This window comes from Streptomyces sp. NPDC045998, from assembly GCF_056430285.1.
Genome location: NZ_JBWKLJ010000003.1, coordinates 308,669 through 323,722 on the forward strand (window position 1 = coordinate 308,669; position 15,054 = coordinate 323,722).

The window sequence follows — 15,054 nt, forward strand, 5'->3', positions numbered from 1 at the left end:
CGGCCAAGTTGTTGACGCGGTCCTGACAGCAACCCCCCGCTGCTGCCACTCTTCCACCGTTCTTGCGCACAGCTGTTCGCCCCGCGGTCACCACCGCGTTCCGACCCGTTCCACCAGCTCTGTTTGCTCCGCCGAGCGGCCCACCCAGCCGCCCGTACCCCCCTCGCAAAAGGAGTCTGCGTGAGATCCACGCCAAGCCGTCGCGCCACCGCGACCGGTGCTCTCATCGCCGCCGCCATGCTCGCCGTGGGCGTGCAGACCGGTACCGCCGCCGCCGACGACGAGTGGGGCCCGGTCGCCCCGAAGGGCCAGGCCGCCGGCAAGGCCGACCCCGGCGCCCTGCCCGCCGACCTCTCCCCCGCCCAGCGCACCGCGCTGATACGCGCCGCCGACGCCGACAAGGCGGCCACCGCCAAGCAACTCGGCCTCGGCGCCCAGGAGAAGCTCGTCGTCCGCGACGTCGTCCAGGACCGCGACGGCACCACCCACACCCGTTACGAGCGCACCTACGGCGGGCTCCCGGTCCTCGGCGGCGACCTCGTCGTCACCGAGACGAAGGCGGGGAAGACGGAAGGCGTCAGCAAGGCGTCCCCGGCGCAGCTCAAGGGCGTCGACACCACCGCGGACGTCACCCCGGCCGCCGCCGAGAAGCAGGCGCTGGGCGCCGCCCGGGCGGAGGGCTCCAAGGCGACGGACGCCGAGCGCGCCCCGCGCAAGGTGGTCTGGATGGGCCAGGGCACGCCGGTCCTCGCGTACGAGACGGTCGTCGGCGGGCTCCAGCACGACGGCACCCCGAACGAGCTGCACGTCATCACCGACGCCACCACCGGCAAGAAGCTGTACGAGTGGCAGGCCGTGCACACCGGCACCGGCAACACCCAGTACAGCGGCCAGGTCACGCTGGGCACCGCGCCCTCGTACACGCTGACCGACACCGCGCGCGGCAACCACAAGACGTACAACCTCAACCGCGGCACCTCCGGCACCGGCACGCTCTTCTCCGGCGCCGACGACATCTGGGGCGACGGCACCCCGTCCAACCCGGAGACCGCGGGCGCCGACGCCCACTACGGCGCCGCGCTCACCTGGGACTACTACAAGAGCGTGCACGGCCGCAGCGGCATCAAGGGCGACGGCGTCGGCGCGTACTCCCGCGTCCACTACGGCAACGCCTACGTCAACGCCTTCTGGCAGGACAGCTGCTTCTGCATGACGTACGGCGACGGCGCCGCCAACGCCAAGCCGCTGACCTCGATCGACGTCGCCGCGCACGAGATGACGCACGGCGTCACCTCCAACACCGCGGGCCTGGTCTACAGCGGCGAGTCCGGCGGCCTCAACGAGGCGACCTCCGACATCTTCGCCGCCGCCGTCGAGTTCTACGCCAACAACCCGAAGGACCCGGGCGACTACCTCGTCGGCGAGAAGATCGACATCCGGGGCAACGGCACCCCGCTGCGCTACATGGACAAGCCGAGCAAGGACGGCTCGTCCAAGGACTACTGGTACTCCGGCATCGGCGGCGTGGACGTCCACTACTCCTCCGGCCCGGCGAACCACTGGTTCTACCTGCTCTCCGAGGGCAGCGGCGCCAAGACCGTCAACGGCGTGGCGTACGACTCGCCGACCTCCGACGGGCTCCCCGTCACCGGCATCGGCCGCGACAAGGCCGCGCTGATCTGGTACAAGGCGCTGACCACGAAGTTCAACTCGCGGACCGACTACGCGGGTGCCCGCGCCGGCACCGTCGCCGTCGCGACCGAGCTGTACGGCGCCGGCAGCGCCGAGGTGAAGGCCGTCGAGCACGCGTGGGCGGGCGTCAACGTCGGCTCGCGTCCCGGCGGCGGCGACCCGGGCACCGGCAAGGTCTTCGAGAACACCGCCGACGTCGCGATCCCCGACAACGGCGCGGCCGTCACCTCGGCCGTGAGCGTCACCGGCGTCGCGGGCAACGCGCCCGCCACCCTCAAGGTGGACGTGGACATCGTCCACACGTGGCGCGGTGACCTGGTCGTCGACCTGGTGGCCCCCGACGGCACGGCGTACCGGCTGAAGAACTCCAGCTCCTCCGACTCAGCCGACAACGTCAAGGCGACCTACACGGTCAACGCCTCCAGCGAGGTCGCCAACGGCAGCTGGAAGCTGCGCGTGCAGGACGTCGCCGCGCAGGACACCGGTTACATCAACAGCTGGAAGCTGACCTTCCCGTAAGCCCTGCCGAGCTTCGGCTCAGGAGTTGTCCGCGACCGCCCGGTGGTAGTCCGACTGCCACCGGGCGGTCGTGCACGTGTGGCGGTGGTAGACCAGCGGGGTGCGGTCGGGATGGTGGGCGCTGTGCAGGACGCGCCCCACCAGCAGGGTGTGGTCCCACACGTCGTAGCAGCTGTCGACGGCGCACACGACGCTGGCGGCGGCCCCGATCAGGACCGGCTGCCCCTGCTCGTACGCCCACGGCACCCCGTCGAAGCGGCGGCAGGGGGGCTCCTCGGCGAACCGGCGCGTCAGGTCGCGCTGTTCCCAGCTCAGCAGGTTGACGGCGAACCCGCCGGCGCGCCGGATCGCGCGGACGGTACGGCCGGTGGACGCCAGCGAGACCAGCAGGCTCGGCGGGCGCAGGGAGAGCGACAGGACGGCGCTGGCCGTGCAGCCGACGGGCCCGTGGCGGGAGCCGTCGGCGGCGTACGCGGCGTACGCGGTGACCACCGTGACCGAGGTGGGCATGTGGGCCATCGCGGCCCGGAAGGCCGCGGTGTCGGTCATGTGCCGCTCCCCGGCGGACCGTACGGCGCGAGCGCGGCCCGCAGCTCCTCCGGTACGGGAACGGGTCGTACGCCGCCGGCGCCGGTGCGGCGCGTGCAGGCCACGGTCTGGCCGCCGCGCGCGACGAGCTGGGGCACCGCGCCGTTGACGCGGTAGTAGTCGAAGCCCATGCTCACGCGGTGCTCGTCGGCCGCGGTCAGCGACATGCGCAGGGTGACCCGGTCGAGGGCGTACAGCTCGCTGAAGTACTCGCAGTGGCAGGACGCGGTCACCAGGGCGAGGTCGCCGTGCAGCGCCCGGAGCACCCCGGGAGCGTGCTCGGCGAGGAACCGCTCCCGGCAGTGGCCCTGCCAGCGCAGGTAGTTGGTGAAGTACACGTTGCCGACGAGGTTGGTCTCCTCGAAGGTGACGAGGTGTTCGTACGCGTACGTCCGCGTGCGGGTCTCGGTCGTCATCGGTTCTCCTCCGGTCCGCTCAGCACCGCCACCGCCACCGGCCGCCCGACGCCCGCCACCCGCACCACCGCCGAGGCGATCAGCGCGTCGCCCGAGCGCAGCAGCGCCCAGCCGCCGTCGAAGACCCCGCCGAGGGTGAGCGGCGCGCGCGCCGGGCGGCCCGCCTTGGCCAGGCACTCCGCGGCCGTCCACACCCGGGTGGCCGCCGCGTCGAAGGGCTCCCCGCACTGGTGGCGCAGTACGTCGGCCAGGGCCCGCTGCTCCGGGTCGAGGATCCGCCGCCACTCGCTCTCCGGGCGCGCCGCAACGGTCTCCCAGTCGCAGGCGAGGGGCCCCTTGGACGCCGCGTCCTCGACCTGGAGCACCCACCGGTCGCCGAGGTGGCTGCGGGAGACGCCGGGCTCCGGCGGGCGGGCCGACGCGGGGCCCGTCGCGGGGCGGATCGTCACGCCGAGGCGGCTGTCCAGGCCCAGCGCCGTGGTCGCCCGCTCCAGGAGCACCGCGAGGAGCGGGACCGGCCACGGGTGCTCGCCGCGCGGGAGCGGGCCGACGTCCCGCAGCCGCAGCCCGCGCCACCGCAGCACGGTGCGGCCCGAGGCGTCGAGGCCCTCCGCGTCCCACTCGTACGCGCCGTCCGCGGCGGAGCGTTCGGTGCCGCGGACCCGCTCCACCGGTCCCCCGCCGGGCCGGATCGTCAGCGACCCGGCGGCCACCGGCAGCAGCCTGCGGTGCGGTACGCACGCCTGGAGCGCGTGCAGGGAGGCGTCGTTGGTGGCCGGGTCGCCGAGCAGCGGGGCGGCGAACGGCGCCGCGAACCACGGGTCGTCCGCGCCCCGTTCCGGCGGTGCCAGCGTGGCGCGGCAGTCGCGCGCGGAGGGCGCCGCCAGGCCGCTGACCCTGCGGAAGCGCCCGGTGTGGAAGAAGAGCGGTCCGTACAGCTCGTCGGGGTGGAGGTCGCCCTCGGCGTCCGCGGGCGGGGCGGTCCGGTGTCCGTTCAGGGACGGTACGGCGAGGGGGAACACGGCACGGAAGTGGTCCACGCAGAAGTCGTCCTCGTCGCTGCGCAGCACCGTCTCCACGGCGTCCCCCCGGCGCAGGGCACACACCCGTACGGTGCGGGCGCCCTCCTCCGGCACGGTCACGGGGTGCGCCCACACGATGTCGCGCGCCTCGTACAGCGGTTGGCCGCCCGCCACCGCCGAGGCCGCCTGGGCCATGGCCTCCAGACCGAGGACGCCGGGGAGCCAGACCACCCCGTCCAGCCGGTGCCCGGCGAGGTGGCGGTCGGTGCCGCGCAGGTCGAGCCGCGCCTCGGCGACCAGTTCCACGGCCGGGTAGTGGACGCGTACCTCCTCCAGGAACCGCTGCGGAGGGCCCGCCGGTGCGGGGGCGGGTACGTCGCGTCCCAGCCGGCCGTGCACGGCGATCGCGGTCGGGGTCCGGGCGGCGAGGAGGCGCAGGAACAGGTCCGTGCCGGTCTCCGGGGCGATGGGCGTGACGCCCTCGCGCAGGAGGGAGTCCAGGACGCCGAGCCGTACGCCCATGCCGGTGCCGGTCCACACAGACCAGTCGATGGTCAGGACCCGGCAGGAGGCGGGCAGTGCGGCGGCCAGCCGCTCGGTCTCGGCGCGCAGCAGTCCGTTGGCGAGGGCGTAGTGGCTCTCGCCGGGCAGCCCGTACCGGCCGATCACCGAGCCGAAGCCGACCAGCACGCGCAACCGGTCCGTGGGCAGCGCCGCGAGGAGGTGGCGCAGGCCCGTCACCTTGGGCGCGAGGTGCGCCTCGACGCGCGCCTCGTCCAGGTCCGCGAAGCGGGCCGGTTCGTTGACGCCCGCGGCGTGCAGGACGCCGGTGACCGGGCGGCCGAGCCGCTCGGTGAGCCGGCGTACCGCTGCCGCCACGGCGGCGGCGTCGGCGAGGTCGGCCGCCTCGTACGCGGTGGTCACGCCCGCTTCCGCCAGCTCCGCGAGGCGCGTGCGCAAGGGCTCGTCGTCCTCCGGGCGGGCCCGGCCGAGCAGGGCGAGGCGCGCGCCGCAGGCCAGCGCCAGCGCCTTGGCGCAGGTGTGGCCGATGCCCTTGCCGCCGCCGCTGACGAGCAGCACGTCGTCGGGGCCCAGGGGCAGCGGGCGGGAGGGCCCGGGCTCGGGGAACCGAGCCACCTGCGCGACCGGGGTGTGGGGCCTGCCGCGTTCGTCCACGACCAGCTCCCGGTACCGGCCCGGCTCCGCGGCGGCCCAGCGGGCGGCGTGGCGCAGGCCGGCCGCGGTCGGCGGGACGCGCAACAGGGTGACGCCCAGGGCCGGGTGCTCCTTGTGGAGGCTGTGCGCGAAGCCCGTGAGCGCGGTGTCGTGCGCGACGACCACCAGCCGCCCGGTGGCCAGCGCGGCCCGGGCGGCGGCCAGCAGGCGGCCGACGGGTGGCGGGGCCGCGCCGGGGGGCGCGTACAGCAGCTCGGTGTCGGAGGCGGTCGCGGTGCCGGCGCCGGTGCCGGTGCCGGTGAAGACGCGCGGCGCCAGGGTGGCGAGGTCGCCTTCGCCGTCGCCTGCACCGAGGACGGTGAGACGCCATCCGGCGCCGGTGGGCTCCGGCGGGCCGTCGTGGAGGCGCCGCAACCGCTCGGTGAAGCACTCCACCCAGGTGTCCACGCCGGGGACGGTGGTGTCGGGCGCGCCCCCGGTGTCGGCGGCGGTGGCGGGCGGCAGGGCGTCGAGGGCCTCCACGAGGTCGCCCACGCGGGCGTCGGCCAGCGACAGCGGCGCGGCCGGGGGGCGGCGGCCCAGGCGGTGCGCGGCGGTCGCGGCGAGCTGGGTGACCGTCAGGGAGGTGAGGTGCAGGTCGGTCAGGAGCCGCGTCTCCATGCCGATGAGCTCGGGCTCCAGCTCGGTGGCCCGGGCGAGCAGGTCGCGTACGGCGGCGGCGGGCTCCTGGACCGCGGCCTCCCCCGCGCGCGGGGCCTGCGGGGACGGGGCCGTCACCACCGGCTCCGTCACCACCGGAGCCGCCGGGATGTCAGGGAGCGCCGGTGCCGCCGCGCAGGGGCTGCGCAGGAACGTCCGCTCCCTACCGAGGTCGATCGGCCGCGCCCCGCACCCGGCCGTCAGCGCGTCGGTCCGGGAAAGCGCGCCCGCCGCGAAGAGCGCGGCCACCGCGTCCGCCGTGTCGGCCGCGTCCGGGTCACCGGTCCCCACGGTGACGACCGGGACACCGCAGCCCTGGTCGGTGAGGAGCGAGGCGAGCCCCCGCCCGGGCCCGCAGGCGCAGAACAGGTCGGTGTCCGGGAGTACGCCGCCGACCGCGTCCCAGAACCGTACGGGTGCGGTGACCTGGTCGCACAGCAGCTCCACCAGGTCGTCGTCCGGGGTCAGCGCCCGCCCGTGCACGGTGGACAGCAGGCGGCGCGCCGGACGGCCGAAGTCCACGTCGGCCAGGGCGCGGCGCAGCGGCGGCACGCAGGGCAGGACCGCCGGGGAGTGGAAGCCGTGGGACACGGGGAGCGGGGTGTGGGCGATGCCGGCCCGTCCGGCGCGGGCCGCGACCTCGCGCAGCTCCTCCTCCGGCCCGGCGAGCACGACCGAGCGGGGGCCGTTGTACGCGGCGATGACCAGCCCGGTCCCGTCGCACAGGCCGAGCGCCGCGGAGGGTTCCGCGCGGAGGGCGAGCATCCCCGTTCCGGGTGCGCCGAGGGTCGCCATGAGCCGGCCCCGGGCGCGTACCAGACGGATGCTGTCCCGTACGGGGAGCGCGCCCGACCACACCAGCGCGGTGATCTCGCCCAGGCTGTGCCCGACGGCGGCCGCCGCCGTCACGCCGAGGGCGTCCAGCGCGCGCAGCCCGCGCAGGGCGGCGCGGTGGATCGCCGGCTGGGCGGTCCCGGTGGAGGCGGAGGACGCGGATGGCGCGCCCTGGCCGGGGAAGAGGAGCGTGACCCGGCCGCGTACGCCGTGCCCCAGCCATACGCCCGGCAGGTGCGTGAGGGAGCCGGGCGCGTCGGTGCCGGAGGCGAGGCGGGCGGCCGCCGAGGCGGCCCGCCGGGCCAGTTCGTCGGGGGTGGCGGCGACCACGGCGGCCCGGGCCGGACCGCCGGTCGTCACCGGGCGCCGCGCGAGCTGGGCCGCCAGGTCGTGCAGCTCCGCGAAGGAGAGCCGGGGGGCCGCCGTGGCGATGTCCTCGAACAGCGCGCGCAGCTCGCCCGGTTCGGCCGCCGTGGCGGCGATGACGGCGTGCTCGGGCGCCGGGCGGCGTACGCGTACGGGGCTGCGGGGGCCGCGGGGGGCGGGCAATGCCGGAGTGTCGGGCGCGGCGAGGACCACATGGGCGTTGATGCCGCCGAAGCCCATCGAGCTGACCCCGGCCAGCCGGGGGCCCTCCGGCCAGGGTTCGGCCCGGCGCAGCACGCGCAGCCGGGTTTCGCCCGACCGCAGCAGCGGGTGCGGGTCGCGGCATCCGGTGGTCGGGGGCAGCACCGCGGTGTGCAGGCTCATGGCCGCCTTGATGACGCCCGCCGCCCCGGCCGCCGCCTTGGTGTGGCCGATGTTCGCCTTGACCGTGGAGAGCGCGGCGCGGTGGCGGGCGCCCGCGCGCAGCGCCGCCAGGGCGCTGAGCTCCACCTCGTCGCCGACGCGCGTACCGGTGCCGTGGCCCTCGTGGAGGAGGACGTCGGCGGGGTCGGCGCCGGCCCGTTCGTACGCGCGGCGCAGCGCGAGGAGCTGCCCGTCCCGGTCGGGCCGGGTGATGCCCCCGGCGCCGTCGGAGGAGACGCCCCAGCCGCGGATCTCCGCGTACACGCGCAGCCCGGCGGCGCGCGCGTCGGCCGCCCGCATCAGCGCGAGCATGCCGCAGCCCTCGCCGGGCCAGAAGCCCGCCGACCGCTCGTCGTACACGCGCATCCGGTCGGCGGCGAGCGCGCCGGTCTTGGCGAAGCCCACCAGCTCGAAGGGGTCGAGGCTCAGGTCGACCCCGCCCGCCAGGCCGAAGTCGACGCTGTGGTCGCGCAGCGCGCGGCACAGCTCGACGACGGCGAGGAGGGAGGAGGCGCAGGCGCCGTCGACGGTGTGGCCGCCGCCGTGGAAGTCGAAGTGGTTGCAGATCCGGCCCGCGATGGTGGTGGACAGCGCCCCGGCGAGGGACTCCTCGGTCGTCGGCGGGAACGGCGCCAGGTAGTCGGCCGCGGCGCGGCGCAGCACCTCCTCCCGTACGTCACCGGGCAGTCGCGCGTCCGCCAGGGCGGCGGCGAGGACGCGGCGCACGTACGGCCAGCGCAGCCGCAGCGTCCCGGCGCGGGTGGCGTCGCCGGTGAGGCTGTTGCCGAGGATCACGCCGACGCGGTCGCGGGCCAGTCCGGCGCCGCCGGGGAAGCCGGCGTCCTCCAGGGCGCGGGCGGCGGTCTCCAGGGCGAGCCAGTGGGCGGGGTCCCCGGCCCGGAAGACCGGGCCGGGGATGCGGAACGCCGAGCGGTCGAAGGTCCAGCCCTCCAGGACGGCGGCGTACAGGCTGTACGTCTTGTCGGGGGCCGCCGGATCGGCGTCGTAGTAGTCGTCCGGGTCCATCCGCTCCGCGGGGAGGCGGCGGAACGCCCGGCGCTGCTCCAGGGCCATCTCCCAGAGCCGGTCGGGGCGTTCGGCGTCGGGGTAGCGGCAGGCCATGCCGACGATGGCGAGCGGGGGCGCGGTCTCGTCGGCGCCCTCCGTTGCGTACGGGCTCATCGTGTCTCCGGCTGGAGTGAGGGGCGGCCCTGCGCGGGGACGGAAGCGGACACGACAGGGGGGCCGGCGGCGGAGGCCCGCGGCAGCCGCTCGGCGGCAACCAGGACGACCGCCCGCAGCACGCATGTGATCACCAGCGCGAAGAACAGGCCGAAGACGATGTGGAAGTGGACGAGCACGCCGTACACGGCGGCCGTCGCCGCGCCGAAGACGGCCTGGTGGCGTGGGCGCCACGGGGTCGTACCCGGGTCGGTGATCATGTAGTTGGTGAAGAGCACGAACGCCACGCCCGTCATCGGCAGCAGCGCGCTCACCAGCGAGAGGTCGCCCAGGGACAGGGCCCAGCGGAGCACCGCCTGGGCGATGAATCCGCCGCACCAGGCGGCGATGAGCGGCATCTTGCCGGTCAGCTTGGCGTTGAGCATCGTCCCGGCCGCCAGCACCACCACCGGGATCAGCCAGTCCACCGGACCGGCCGTCCACTCGGTGAACTGGTAGGGCGGCGCGATCCCGACCCACGGGAAGAGCAGCAGGACGAGCACGATCCCGGTGTTGCTGGGGTTGAGCACGTGCCGGGCCCGCCCGGCGACGCGCACCCGGACGACGTACTTGCTCGCCACGCCCGCGACGGTGGCGAGCACCGTCGGCATCAGCCGGTCGTTGGCGTACAGCAGCATGGCGCACGCCAGGGCGGTGATGTAGGCGGGGAGCAGCAGGTCCACGACGGCCCCGGCGGAACCGGCGGCGTACCAGGGGCGCACGCCGCGGGCGTGGGCGTCGATGGCGCCGAGGACGCCTTCGGCGAGCAGGGCCGCGGCCACCGCGACGACGGGGGTGAGGTACGCCTGCTCGAAGCCGAGGACGGTGTGCCCGACCACCGTCAGGACGGTGATGGAGAGGCCGAACCGGCGCAGTGCGGCGCTGCGCGGGTCGTCCGGGCCGCCGAGCACGGAGCGCGCCGTGCGACCGAGCCGGGTTCCGATGCGGGTGCCGAGTCGGTTCATCGTGTCTCCTCGGTGAGAACCAGCTCGTGGTGGCCGGGCCGGAGGGTGGTGGTGCGGGTGTGGACGCGTCCCTGACCGTCGCGCCAGGTGAGGCGTACCGGCAGGGCGGTGGAGGGCGGGGTCTCGGCGGCGTCGCCGAGGCCGAAGGTGAGGTCGGGGGCGTTGACGCCGTTGTGGCCGTTGGCCGGGTACAGCTGCTCGGTGCGGACGGTGCCGTCGGGCAGCGTGACGGTGGCGGTGGCGCCGATGGCGGGCCGGTTCGGACCGCCGCCGTCGGCGGCCGGGAGGCGCAGCCGGAGCGCCAGGAAGGCGCCCGCGCGGCCGGTGTTGCGGTACATCACCGACGGCGCCCACTGGTTGGCGACGACGAAGTCGAGGCGGCCGTCGGAGTCCACGTCGCCGATCGCGAAGGCCCGGCTGACGGCGTCCGTGCCGACCCCGGCCTCCCGCGCCACGTCGGTGAAGCGGCCGTCGGCACCGCGTACGAAGAAGGTGTTGCGGTCGTGGCCGGACAGGTCGATGCCGGGCTTGAAGTGGGGCCAGAGCCGGGGGTTGTCCAGGATGAGGTCGTTGGACATGGCCGTCTCCTGCAGCTGCGCCCAGCGGTCGGTGTGTCCGGCGACGAAGCCCGTGGCGTGCATGATCTCGGGGCCGCCGTCGTTGTCGAAGTCGGCGGCCTTGACGTCCCAGGTCCAGCCGGTGCGGGACAGGCCCAGCGGCTCGCTGTCGTCGTCGTACGGGGCGGTGCCCCGGTGGAGCGCCCGCCCGGCGTCGCGGAGGGTGCCGGTGGCGGTGAAGGCGAAGTTGCTCTCGTGGAGGGCGTACGCCTCGCCGATGTTGCTGACCAGGATGTCGGGGACGCGGTCCGGGCCGAGGTGGGTGAAGGCGACGCCCATGCCCTTGAACGAGTCGCGGCCCAGCACCTTGGACTTGGGGGTGGTGGCGTGCCGCTGCCCGACGGCCTCGCGGAACCGGACGCGGCCCGGGGACGACTCGTTGACGAGCAGCTGGTCGGGCCCGAAGTCGTTGGCCACGTACAGCTCGGGGCGGTGGTCGCCGTCGAGGTCGTACGTGCCCAGGGCCAGGGTCCAGCCGCGCGCGGCGTCCGGCGCGAAGGCGTCGGGCACCTCGGTGAAGCGGGCGTCGGGGGCGGGGCCCCGGTCGGCGCCGGTGAAGCGCAGGAGGCGGTTGGTGCCGCCGTTGCGGGCGTTGGAGAGGGAGGCGTTCATCACCAGGTGGCGGGGCTGGTGGGCCTTGGGGTCCAGGACGCGGGCGCCGTCGGGGAAGTAGTTGCCGAAGACGAGGTCGAGGTGGCCGTCGCCGTCGTAGTCGCCGACGGTGGCGGCGTTGGTGTTCCACACGGCGCGCGGGCGGACGAGCTCGCGCGGGAGGAACGCCGCGGCGCTCGGCGGCCGGTCGGCGAGGCGCAGGAAGAGCACGGGCGAGCGGCCCCAGTAGTAGACGACCACGTCCTGCCGGCCGTCCTCGTTGAGGTCCGCCGGAAGGCAGCCCATGGGCGCGGCGTACGAGGGCAGGTCGCGCGCGGGCGGGCTGAGGGTGAAGGGGGCGTACCGCCGGCCGGTGCCGGGGGCCGGGCTGACGGTGACCGTGTCGGTGCGCGGGTCGACGAGGCACAGGTCGCGCGCGGCACTGCCGCCGTCCGCCGACCACAGGGCCACGCCGGCGCCCACGGAGGAGATCCACGACGGGATGTCGCGGTAGGCGGGGGCGACCGGCCGCAGGGCCCGGTCGGCGGGGTGGCGCGCGGGTGAGACGAGGTGCGGCGTGAAGGAGAACCGCTGGGCGAGGCGTTCGCGCATCGCCGGTGAGGCGTCCGGCGGCTGGGAGAGCTGCCACAGCAGCAGGCAGGTGAGGAGCGCGGCGACCCGCGCCAGGTTGCGGCGTACGAGGCTCACGAGGGGTGCGGGCATGGTCAGTGGTCTCCTCGGCGGCTGCGGAGGTACAGGTGGCGGATCCCGGCGCGCCAGCGCTGGTAGTCGCCGGTGCCGGTCGCGGCGGGGCCGAGGGCGGCACGGGAGCGGTCGGTCCACGCGGCCGCCTCCTCGGCGGTGGTGCCCGTCAGGACGCGTGCCGCCGCGCGGGTGTGGTCCGGGACGGTGCCGGAGACGTGGTGGGCCGCGCAGGCGAAGGCGGAGCCCTGGGCGAGGTCGGCGCGGTGGTCGCCGGCCGCTTGGGCGAGGCGGTGCAGCTCCGCGGGGGTGGCGCCGCCCGCGTAGGTGGCGGCGAGGCCGGCGCCGCTCCACAGGTCGCCGCGGCGGCCGGGCGCGAACTCGGCGATGCGCAGGGCGATGCCCTCGGGGTCGGCGCACTCGTGGAACCAGAGCGCGCGGCCCAGCCCCTGGTCCCGGATGGCGCGCTCGTCGGCGGTCAGGCCGCGCTCGACGTGCCGGCGCCCGATGACCCGGTCCGGGTGGAAGAACCCCTGGTGGAAGCCGTACCCGTCCCAGGCGAGCCACTGCTCGGGCGGCTGTGCGGCCGGGAGGCCGTTGCGGGGCCGCAGGCCCAGGCGCGCGTACGCCCATCCGGCGCCGACGTGCACGAGGTGCGGGTACGGGGCGGCGGGCCCGGACACGAGGGCGGCGAACCGGCGGCCGCGTGCGCCGGTGAGCAGGTCGAGGACGGAGCAGGCCATGCCGGCGCCTTCGTAGGCGAAGCCGCGCCGCTCGGGCGGGAGGCGCTCCACCTCGGCGGCCAGCTCGGCCGGGGTGCGGGTGTCGAGCGCGGCGTGGAAACCGGTGAGGAACGCCTGTCCGGCCGCCTGGAGGATGTCGCGGGCGGGTCCGGGTCGCAGGCGGAAGCGGCGTACGCCGAAGTCGACCTGCGCGGTGTCCTGGCGCAGCAGCGGGATGACGATGCGGCGCAGGGGGCGCGGCACCACGGGGGCGGCGCGGGGTGGCCGGGGCGGCGTCGCCTCCTCGGAGGCGGCGGTGTCCGGTCCGGGCGGCGAGGGAGGGGAGAACATGTCAGCCGGACTCCTGTTTCTCCTGCTTTCGCTGGGCTTTTCTCTGGGCGGTGAGGATCGCGCGTTCCATGAGGGCGGTGATCAGGTACGGCTTGGCGACGGCCTGGAAGTCCAGGTCCGGGCCGAGGTCCCGTACGGTGCCCTCCAGGACCAGCAGCGACAGGATCGGGAAGACGAACTGCGGGTCGGCGTACAGGCCGTGGCGGCGCTGGAGCGCGAACAGCCGGGCGGCGAAGGACATCAGGTCGAACGTGGCGGCGGTCGCGTCCCCGCGGGAGGCGATGAGCTCGGCGAGCTCGCGCCGGAAGCCCTCGGTGTCGGTGCGCGGCCCGGGGTGCGTGGTGGAGAGCACGATGTCGGCGCAGGTCCGGCCGTCCCCGGCTCCCATCGCCCCGAAGAAGTCGGTGAACTTCTCCCGGGCCTGTTCGGTCAGGCGCACGGTGAAGCCGGCGTCGACGACGGTCACCGCGCGGCCGGGCCCGCAGACGAGGTTGCCGGGGTGCAGGTCGCAGTGGACGAAGCCGTCGAGGAAGAGCATGTGGAAGGCGGCGCGCAGGGCTGTCACGGCGGCCTGCGCGCCGCCCGCTCTCCTCTCCCCGTCGTGCAGGTCGTCGAGGTACTCCATGACCAGGACGTCCGGTCCGCAGAGCTCGTCGTAGACCTCCGGGACGCGTACGTGCGGTTCCTCCGCGAGGTTCTCCCGCAGGAAGCGGAGGCTGCGCCGCTCGCGGTCGAAGTCGAGCTGCCCGCGCAGGGAGTCCGTCAGCTGCCGCACGATGTCCACCACCGGCACCCCGCGCAGGGGCGGCAGCGGCGCGACGAGCCGGGCGAGCGCCAGCATGATCGCCAGATCGGTGGTGAGCAGCCGGACGACGCCGGGGCGGCGGACCTTGAGCGCGGCGGTGCGGCCGTCGGCGAGCTCGGCGCGGTAGACGCAGGCGATGGTGCCCGCGGCGACCGGAGGACGGGTGGGCAGACCGGGATCGTCCTTCAGGGCGCGTCTCAGCGCGGGTGGGAAGCGGCGTGTCCCGTCCCCGAGGGGAAGGGGGGACACCTGGTCGTGGAGGGTGCTCAGCACCCGGGCGACATGACGGGGGACCACGTCGGCGCGGGTGCTGAGGATCTGGGCGGCCTTGACGAAGGCCGGCCCGAGTGCGGTCACCGTGGCGAGGAGCCAGGCGTCGCGCCGGGGCGCGAAGCGGCCTTTGCCCGGTGACAGGGAACAGCGCACGGCGATGAGGCCCAGAAGGGCCAGCCGGACCGTGAGGACGAGACAGGCGCGCACACTTCGTACGACGCCGGCGGTGAGCGTCACCTTGGGAATCCGGGCATGGCTCATCGGGGCACCCCGTGCTCGCTGTCGGTGGTGGCCGGTCGGTGCGTCGCTACCGGGCGGGGTAGTTCAGCCGCCGACCCGGACCGGGAACTTGTCGATCGTCGCGACGACCTGGTCGGTGTCCGGGTGGACGAGCTTGATCGGGTTCTCCAGCCGGTAGAAGTCCCCGTCCGGCGGGAACTTGCTGAGCTCCGGGCTCAGGAGCTTCGCGGGCTCCTTGGTCCGCAGGACCAGCGGCTCCGGCCGGGCTCCCTCGTTGGCGCCCTGGCCGGGGGGCCGCTCGACGGTCAGCTTGAACGACAGGAACATCACGGCGCTCAGCTTCGGCGGGAAGTGCTGGACGATGTTCAGGAGGCTGTCCGGCGTCGCCTCCATGTTCTCCTGCTCGATGGTGATCTTGCCGAGCTGCGGGTGGTCGGCCTCGACCTTGTGGCCGATGACCTTGAGCACGACGGCCTTGTGGGGCGGCTGGTCGGGGTGGGCCTCCACCCGGACCTTGATGCCGCCCTTGAACTCGACGTTCACCAGGGCGGTGCGGATCTTGAGCGGCACGTTGGCCGCGTAGCAACTGCAGGGGATTTCGGCGCCAACCGACGGCAGGATGGTGGTTGAGGGCACGGGAAGAACCTCCGAACGTTACTCGGGGAGTGGGCGATGTGCACTTACGACATTCCCGAGTGCCGCCATTCGGACCATTTTCACGGCCAAATTCACCCATCCGCGTGACGAACGCGAGAGGGGGCGGTAGTGCGCCGGTAGATTTCAGAGGGCGCGCGCAGAATTAGTGGTGATATTTACATACGAATTCCCTTTT

9 protein-coding genes are annotated in these 15,054 nt (G+C 74.9%); 1 reads left to right on the plus strand and 8 read right to left on the minus strand.

Annotated features, from left to right (window positions below; genetic code table 11):
• Positions 1-180: 180 nt before the first annotated feature.
• Positions 181-2,211, plus strand: coding sequence for a M4 family metallopeptidase (locus tag AC07FJ_RS10400; RefSeq protein ID WP_479047406.1), 2,031 nt, complete (start codon positions 181-183; stop codon positions 2,209-2,211).
• An 18-nt stretch (positions 2,212-2,229) separates the two neighbouring features.
• On the opposite strand, the gene AC07FJ_RS10405 is transcribed toward AC07FJ_RS10400, so the two are convergent.
• The 8 genes from AC07FJ_RS10405 to AC07FJ_RS10440 form a co-directional block, all read right to left on the minus strand.
• Positions 2,230-2,760, minus strand: coding sequence for a flavin reductase family protein (locus AC07FJ_RS10405; RefSeq protein ID WP_479047409.1), 531 nt, complete (start codon positions 2,758-2,760; stop codon positions 2,230-2,232).
• Positions 2,757-3,215, minus strand: coding sequence for an acyl-CoA thioesterase (locus AC07FJ_RS10410; protein ID WP_479047411.1), 459 nt, complete (start codon positions 3,213-3,215; stop codon positions 2,757-2,759). Before AC07FJ_RS10410 ends, AC07FJ_RS10405 begins: the two co-directional genes overlap by 4 nt.
• Positions 3,212-8,917 carry an SDR family NAD(P)-dependent oxidoreductase gene (locus tag AC07FJ_RS10415; protein WP_479047414.1) on the minus strand — a complete coding sequence of 1,902 codons (5,706 nt, stop codon included), beginning with the start codon at positions 8,915-8,917 and terminating at the stop codon, positions 3,212-3,214. Before AC07FJ_RS10415 ends, AC07FJ_RS10410 begins: the two co-directional genes overlap by 4 nt.
• Positions 8,914-9,921: an enediyne biosynthesis protein gene (locus AC07FJ_RS10420; protein WP_479047417.1), complete on the minus strand. Its 1,008-nt coding sequence runs from the start codon at positions 9,919-9,921 to the stop codon at positions 8,914-8,916. Before AC07FJ_RS10420 ends, AC07FJ_RS10415 begins: the two co-directional genes overlap by 4 nt.
• Positions 9,918-11,852, minus strand: a complete 1,935-nt coding sequence (locus AC07FJ_RS10425) for a CRTAC1 family protein (RefSeq protein WP_479047420.1) — start codon at positions 11,850-11,852, stop codon at positions 9,918-9,920. The genes AC07FJ_RS10420 and AC07FJ_RS10425 overlap by 4 nt, the downstream gene beginning before the upstream one ends.
• A gap of 2 nt (positions 11,853-11,854) precedes the next feature.
• Complete coding sequence (locus AC07FJ_RS10430; protein WP_479047423.1) at positions 11,855-12,904, minus strand: DUF1702 family protein; 1,050 nt, start codon at positions 12,902-12,904, stop codon at positions 11,855-11,857.
• Between the two features lies 1 nt (position 12,905).
• Complete coding sequence (locus AC07FJ_RS10435; RefSeq protein WP_479047426.1) at positions 12,906-14,243, minus strand: ABC1 kinase family protein; 1,338 nt, start codon at positions 14,241-14,243, stop codon at positions 12,906-12,908.
• Between the two features lie 63 nt (positions 14,244-14,306).
• Positions 14,307-14,858, minus strand: a complete 552-nt coding sequence (locus AC07FJ_RS10440) for a hypothetical protein (protein WP_479047428.1) — start codon at positions 14,856-14,858, stop codon at positions 14,307-14,309.
• Between the last annotated feature and the right edge of the window lie 196 nt (positions 14,859-15,054).

Bases quoted from the DNA above. Each gene is read 5' to 3' on its own strand.
- AC07FJ_RS10430 (WP_479047423.1), bottom strand. From the start codon at position 12,904: ATGTTCTCCCCTCCCTCGCCGCCCGGACCGGACACCGCCGCCTCCGAG.
- AC07FJ_RS10410 (WP_479047411.1), bottom strand. From the start codon at position 3,215: ATGACGACCGAGACCCGCACGCGGACGTACGCGTACGAACACCTCGTC.
- AC07FJ_RS10420 (WP_479047417.1), bottom strand. From the start codon at position 9,921: ATGAACCGACTCGGCACCCGCATCGGAACCCGGCTCGGTCGCACGGCG.
- AC07FJ_RS10435 (WP_479047426.1), bottom strand. From the start codon at position 14,243: ATGAGCCATGCCCGGATTCCCAAGGTGACGCTCACCGCCGGCGTCGTA.
- AC07FJ_RS10405 (WP_479047409.1), bottom strand. From the start codon at position 2,760: ATGACCGACACCGCGGCCTTCCGGGCCGCGATGGCCCACATGCCCACC.
- AC07FJ_RS10425 (WP_479047420.1), bottom strand. From the start codon at position 11,852: ATGCCCGCACCCCTCGTGAGCCTCGTACGCCGCAACCTGGCGCGGGTC.
- AC07FJ_RS10415 (WP_479047414.1), bottom strand. From the start codon at position 8,917: ATGAGCCCGTACGCAACGGAGGGCGCCGACGAGACCGCGCCCCCGCTC.